Source organism: Microcoleus sp. M2_D5 (assembly GCF_036701935.1).
Taxonomy (GTDB): Bacteria; Cyanobacteriota; Cyanobacteriia; order Cyanobacteriales; family Microcoleaceae; genus Microcoleus.
The window spans coordinates 23,993-30,214 of record NZ_JAUBRP010000078.1 but is presented as its reverse complement, the minus strand read 5'-3'; the positions used below and the strand labels follow the sequence as shown (position 1 = coordinate 30,214).

At 45.7% G+C, this 6,222-nt stretch carries 6 protein-coding genes; all 6 read right to left on the bottom strand.

The window, feature by feature from the left end:
- Positions 1-49 precede the first annotated feature (49 nt).
- Complete coding sequence (locus tag QUA50_RS24575) at positions 50-298, bottom strand: hypothetical protein (protein ID WP_445243191.1); 249 nt, start codon at positions 296-298, stop codon at positions 50-52.
- A 287-nt stretch (positions 299-585) separates the two neighbouring features.
- Entirely contained in the window at positions 586-2,109 is a 1,524-nt protein-coding gene (locus QUA50_RS24570) for a carboxypeptidase M32 (RefSeq protein WP_333267694.1), read from the bottom strand.
- 79 nt (positions 2,110-2,188) lie between these two features.
- Positions 2,189-3,391, bottom strand: coding sequence for a tetratricopeptide repeat protein (locus QUA50_RS24565; protein WP_333267696.1), 1,203 nt, complete (start codon positions 3,389-3,391; stop codon positions 2,189-2,191).
- A gap of 352 nt (positions 3,392-3,743) precedes the next feature.
- Positions 3,744-4,139 (bottom strand): prevent-host-death protein, encoded by a 396-nt coding sequence (locus tag QUA50_RS24560; protein ID WP_333267698.1) that lies wholly within the window; start codon positions 4,137-4,139, stop codon positions 3,744-3,746.
- A 147-nt stretch (positions 4,140-4,286) separates the two neighbouring features.
- Positions 4,287-5,432 (bottom strand): tetratricopeptide repeat protein, encoded by a 1,146-nt coding sequence (locus QUA50_RS24555; RefSeq protein WP_333267700.1) that lies wholly within the window; start codon positions 5,430-5,432, stop codon positions 4,287-4,289.
- A gap of 112 nt (positions 5,433-5,544) precedes the next feature.
- Entirely contained in the window at positions 5,545-6,147 is a 603-nt protein-coding gene (locus QUA50_RS24550) for a Uma2 family endonuclease (protein ID WP_333267702.1), read from the bottom strand.
- Positions 6,148-6,222 lie beyond the last annotated feature (75 nt).

Genomic DNA, 6,222 nt, shown 5'->3' with positions numbered 1-6,222 from the left:
ACCTTAAATTTGTTGGCCATATTACATCTCCTCTACTTTTAGCCTACATTTAGTGTACCTTCATAGTGAATTGGTATAAGCCTGTCAGGTTTTTAATGCGATCGAGCCGGGCCATCGAAAATAAAGGGCGCTTTTGCGGGTCGTCGAGTTTCCCAAAGACTTGTTCGCGGTCTTCTAGAGTAAACAGCAGTTCGCCCGGCCGATCGCGATCGCCTTGCACCCGGTCTTCTATCCGCGTGTAGGGAAAGTACACACTTTCGTTGACTCCCGGCGGCAATACGTTGAATTTAGGGAAGATTGATAAAACTGTTCGGGCTTTTCCTATTTGGTGCAGTAGGCAACAAAAGTGTTAACTATATCGTTTCGCAGCAAATATTTGTTGCCCAAAGCGCGTCAATTGCTGGCAAACTGACGCAAGTCGGATTATTTGTCGCTGGCCATAACAGCCTGAAACAGTTCTGATATAGGTAGCCCCTTAATTTTATATCTTCTTTGAGATTCGCTCTAAGGGGGGGGGCGATACAAGTTAGTATCGCCTGTTTTTTTTAGGTAATTTAAAAGCCTGCAATTTTACATTGCTATCCCTCAAATGACATAAAATTCCCCGTATTTGTGGCGAATGTAGCGGATAAAGGGATCGATAGTTAAAGGTGAACCGGTAACGCGATCGATCAATTCGACAGCGGTATATTTGCGGCCGTGCTGGTAGATGTTTTGTTTTAGCCAGTCGTGGAGTACGGTAAAATTGCCTTGTTCTATTTCTACGGGAATTTCAGGATTGAGTTTTACTGCTGTTTCGTAGAATTGGGCGCTCATCAAGTTGCCGAGGGTGTAACCTTGGAACATTCCGCCGATCGTACCAACATACCAGTGAACATCTTGCATCGCGCCTTCGCTGTCTGTGGCGGGGACAACGCCGATGTCGGTTCTATAGCGTTCGTTCCAGGCTTCAGGGAGGTCTCGGACTGCTAGTTTTCCCTCTACCATTGCCAATTCTAGGTCAAAGCGGATGGCGACGTGGAGGTTGTAGGTTACTTCGTCAGCGTCAGTGCGGATGAGCGATCGCGAGACTTTGTTAATTGCCCGGTAAAATGCGTCAGTGGATACGTGTCCCAACTGTCGCAAAAATATGCCTTGGAGTTGCGGGTAGAAACATTCCCAAAAACCGCGGCTGCGCCCGACCATATTTTCCCAAAGTCGCGATTGACTTTCGTGGACGCCGGAGGAAATGCCACCTGCCAGAAGAGTGCCTTCAAATTCCGGGGAATTTCCGAGTTCGTAGAGGGCGTGTCCAGCTTCGTGGATGCTGCTGAAGAGTGCTTGATCCAGGTGGTCTTCATAGACGCGGGTGGTAATTCGCACGTCGTCTATGGAGAAGTTGGTCATGAACGGGTGCAGGGTGGTGTCTTGCCGTCCCCGTTGGAAGTCGTACCCCATGCGTTCTACGACTTTACGGGTGAATTCTAGTTGCTGGGATTCTGGGAAGTCTTGGTGCAAGCAGGAGTCGTCGGCGGGAGGTTGCGAGGTGATGGCTTCGACTATCGGCACTAATTCTTGACGCAGTTTGGCGAAAAGCGGGCGCAACAGGGATACTTTCATGCCGTAGTCGCTACGATCGATCAAAGGATCGGCAATGTGTTCGTAGCCGGGAAAAAAATCGGCGTATTGCCTGCTTAATTCTAGGGTTTTTTCGAGATATGGCTCAACGGCTGCGAAGTTGTTGGCTGCCCTGGCCGCGGCCCAAGCTTCGTAGCAGTCGGCTTGGTGGCGGCAGAGTGCGGACATGAAGGTTGCGGGGACTCTGGAGGCGCGATCGTAGTCTCTGCGGGCGATGCGGATCAGGCTGGCTGCGGTGGAGTCGTAGGGCAGGGTTTGTTCGTAGAAACGCAAGTCTTCTAGGAGTTCACCTATTTTTGGATCTGTAAATTTTTCGTGGGATATTTGTTTAAGTGTAGCTAACTGGCGGCCTCTGGCACTTGCACCTTTGGCCGGCATATAAGTTGATTGATCCCAATGCAGCAGCGACGAGGCTGATTCGATGTCGTTAACTTCTCTGAGGTGGGCTGCCAGTTGAGCGAATTTTGCTTGAGTTTTGTCTAGGGTTTGCATGATGGGGGTTTATGGTGCTGTTTTGCCTACAAAGGTTGCAGTGCGGCATCCGTATCCATCAATCATAGCTACCCTGAAATCAAGCTAAAAACCGCACTTCTTCCCGTATTGTACGCAATTTAGAGTCATTTTTGCACAATTTCCGGTATTTATGCGGATTGAGTTCGATCGCCTTGGATAAGTTTTCGATCGCCAGCCGGATGCTGGTAGCTACAAGTTCGGGGCTGTTTGTGAGCTCGCCTGCTTCTTTTTCCATGGCGTAAATGCAAGCTTTTTGATAGTAAAGGTTTGGATCGTCGGGTGTGAGTGCGATGATTTTATCGTAGGAGGCGATCGCTTCGGCAAATCGTTGAATTTTTTTGAGGGCGATGGCGCGGTTGTACCAGGCTTCGGTGTTGTCTGGCTGCAACTCTACGGTTTTGTCCCAAGAGGCGACTGCTTCATCAAAGCGTTGTAAGTTGGCGAAGGCTAAGCCACGGTTGTAAAAGGTTTCGCTGTCGTTTGGGTGGAGTGCGATGGCTTTGTCCCAGGATGCGATCGCTGATTCAAATTGTCCCATTTGTGCGATCGCCCTGCCGCGTTTGTTCCAAGCTTCGGCGGAATTCGGCCGCAGTTGCAGGGTTTTGTCGTAGGAGGCGACGGCTTCCGGGTAGAGTTTTTCATCGGCTAGGGCTAAGCCGCGGTTGTACCAGGCTTGATGCAAGTCTGGTTTGAGTTCGATCGCTTTGTCGTAAGAGGCGATCGCGGCTTTATTTTGGTCGGATTTTCTCAGGGCAAATGCTTTGTTGTACCAAGCTTCGCAGTAGTCTGGTTTGATTGCTATAGCTTTCTCGTAGGATGCGATCGCTTCTGATAATTTTTCTAAGCTGACGAGGGTGTTGCCGCGGTTCGTCCAAGCTTCGGGGTAGCTGGGCTTGACTTGGATCGCCTTTTCGTAGGATGCGATCGCTTCTGAGAGTCTATTGAGCTTCCGCAAAACGTTGGCTCGATTGTACCACGCTTGGGGATTGTTTGGTTTGATTTTTAGGGATTGGTTGTAGGCTGCGATCGCTTCTTCTAGCTGGCCCAATTTTTTGAGGGCTACGCCTTGGTTGTACCAGGCTTCATAAAATGTTGGTTCAAGTTCGATCGCTTCTTCCCAAGATTCGATCGCAGCTTGGAATCGTCCCATTGCTTCTAGGGCGTTGCCGCGTTCGTACAAGGTTTGAGCCTTTTGGGTGTTGACTGCTATGGATTTTTCCCCTGAGTCGATCGGCTTTTCTATGCTGGCTAATTTTTGCAAGGGGTTTCACCTCATTTTCTGTCTAATTGATTCTTTTCTTTTTTATATGCGATCTTTTTCGCCTTTGAGTGCTTTCGATCGCGACTATTTGGTTATTTATCGCAATTTTACATGAATTTGGGAACTTTTTCAATTTTTTTCATTATAATTCTAGAGCTGGGATTTGGAAGTATAGATTAATACTAATTTTTTTAGATGAGTGCGTATAAAAGAGGAAAGGGCGATCGTACTGAGGTGTGACAAACCTCATCCAAAATATAATTTTCACGTAACCCTTTTTAGCGATCGGCGGTTGAAACCGCGTCTTGTCAAGTGAAGTCCGCCTTTGCAGACTAATAAATAAGAGGGATATTTAAGGTAGATATGGTTTACCGTCAGCTATAGTATAAATGTCTTCTTCTGGGTCGAGTATCGAACGAAAATTAGGATCGATCGCTACTGTTTTAATCCATTCAGGGTCGTGGAAGGGCAAGCCATCAGCTAAATTGTAGATATCTTCCGCTGAGTCTCTCAGAGAATCAAAAGCTGGATTTGCGATCGCAGCTTTTAGCCATTCATATTCTTCGAGTTTTGCTTTGTTAATTAGGGCGGCTTCTAGTGCTTCCAGTCGCTTCAAGTCTGCATAAGTAATGATAGCAGGGATCGCTCTTCCTTCCTGTTCTATGACAATTCGTTCTCCAGTATCCTCGACACGGGCGATGAGTTCGGGAAATCTGTCATTGGTTACGGTTACATTTAGTTGAGTCATCTTTTACCTCGCTACTAATTCTTATATCATATCGTGTCCGCTAGCTTCGGTTGAAAAGTGTTTGTGATACTGTAGGGGCGGGTTCACCAACAATAATTGCCTAAAATCCACAATCTCAAAAACCCGCCTCCGCCCAAGGAGAAATCCCTATCCTTGAATCAAAGCTTGAAACCGAAAATCAGATCGAATGCCGTCAAAATCCGAGTCAGTTTTTGCCTTTTCTCGGTATTCGTCAGGATTTAGATTAATTGCACGCTGCAAGTTTTGAATAGATAAGTCAGCTTGACCGTGCAGAGCATAGCAGCAAGCTTTATTATAAAATGCTTCGTCTTTATCTGGTTTGAATTCTAAGGCTTTGTCGTAGGAGGCGATCGCTTCTTCCAATCTTCCTAATTTACCGAGTGCAATGCCCCGATTGTTCCAGGCTACGTGTAAATCTGGTTTAATTTCTAAGGCTTTTTCGTAGGAAGCGATCGCTGCTTCTAATAATCCTAATTTACCCAGTGCATTACCTCGATTGTTCCAGGCTTTGTCGTCATCTCGTTTGAATTCTAAGGCTTTGTCGTAGGAGGTAATCGCCTCTTTTAACCTACCTAAATCAACCAGTGCCTTGCCCCTATTGTACCAGGCTTTGTGGTCATCAGGTTTGAATTCTAAGGCTTTGTCGTAAGAGGCGATCTCTTCTTCCAATCTTCTTAAATTACCCAGTGCAATGCCCCGATTGTACCAGGCTGCGTCATCATCAGGTTTGAATTCTAAGGCTTTGTCGTAGGAGGCGATCGCTTCTTCCAATCTTCCTAAATTATCCAGTGCAATGCCCCGATTGTACCAGGGTGCGTCATCATCAGGTTTGAATTCTAAGGCTTTGTCGTAGGAGGCGATCTCTTCTTCCAATCTTCCTAAATTACCCAGTGCAATGCCCCGATTGTTCCAGGCTTTGTCGTCATCTCGTTTGAATTCTAAGGCTTTGTCGTAGGAGGCGATCGCTTCTTCAAACCTTCCTAAATCATTCAGTGCATTGCCCTGATAGTACCAGGCTTCGTGAAAGTCTGGTTTAAATTTTAAGGCTTTGTCGTAGGAGGCGATCGCCTTTGCATATTCTTCAGTAAAGCGATACAATAAAGCTTGTGCTAAAAACAAATCAGCTTTTTGTTCTGGTGTTTGCCCATCCTCATCAATTAAACTTTGAATCCTTATCAATTCTCGTTTCTGTTCTTCCGGGGTTAAAGCTAGATAATCGTTTTCATCCAGTCTTTCCCAAAACGCTTGCCTTTGTTCAGATTCTTGAGTCATAATTTGATAATTTAAAAGTATTTTTTCTAGGCTATCTTAGTCTCTTAGAGAGGGACTTCGTTTGAAAAAAAGCGATTTCAATCGCCGAATAATCGAGAGGTAACTAACACATCTAAACTGACAATATTTGAGCCGCCGTCAGCACTAATTCTGGAAAAGTGGGCGAAACAATTTGTTCGTCACCTCTAAACCGAGTGCGCTGATATATCCCTTCAGCATTTAGCCAAAACACAAATACCGTCGGAATTTTAGGATTGCCCAAATACTCTCTTTTGCCAATAGCTAAATAATCCACAATCCAATATTCAGCAATGCCCAGCCGTTCGTACTCATCTAGCTTGTCCACATAATCATCTTCCCAATTAGTTGATACTACCTCCACAGCTAACTGTATCGGCGATTCGAGTGCGGTATAGGATTTGCGTTCAGCGCGCCACAAAGTTCGATCGATAACACTGACATCAGGAACTCGTCCTTGTTCCGTACCTTCTTTTGTGGTAGTTTGGATTGTGATGCCTCGTTTTACTACATAGTTGAGTTTCAGCCGATCGCTCTCTTGATAAAAGTGTCTGTCTGTAAATTCACCAATATCATCATGATTTCTGGTAATTGCTATTTTGACAATCTCTCCGTTCACCAATTCATAAATATTATATTCCGGGCCAATAGCAATAAATTCGTTAAATTTTAATTTTTGTTTGGTGATTGCAATCATTTATTTTAAATTCTCCCTAGACTGAACATTGCATCCCAAGGTTCCATCTAACTGGTTCCCCGGCAGAGCCTGGGA

What these genes read in the sequence shown, in the direction of transcription:
- QUA50_RS24560 (WP_333267698.1), bottom strand. Translation starts at nt 4,139, where the DNA reads ATGACTCAACTAAATGTAACCGTAACCAATGACAGATTTCCCGAACTC.
- QUA50_RS24550 (WP_333267702.1), bottom strand. Translation starts at nt 6,147, where the DNA reads ATGATTGCAATCACCAAACAAAAATTAAAATTTAACGAATTTATTGCT.
- QUA50_RS24555 (WP_333267700.1), bottom strand. Translation starts at nt 5,432, where the DNA reads ATGACTCAAGAATCTGAACAAAGGCAAGCGTTTTGGGAAAGACTGGAT.
- QUA50_RS24570 (WP_333267694.1), bottom strand. Translation starts at nt 2,109, where the DNA reads ATGCAAACCCTAGACAAAACTCAAGCAAAATTCGCTCAACTGGCAGCC.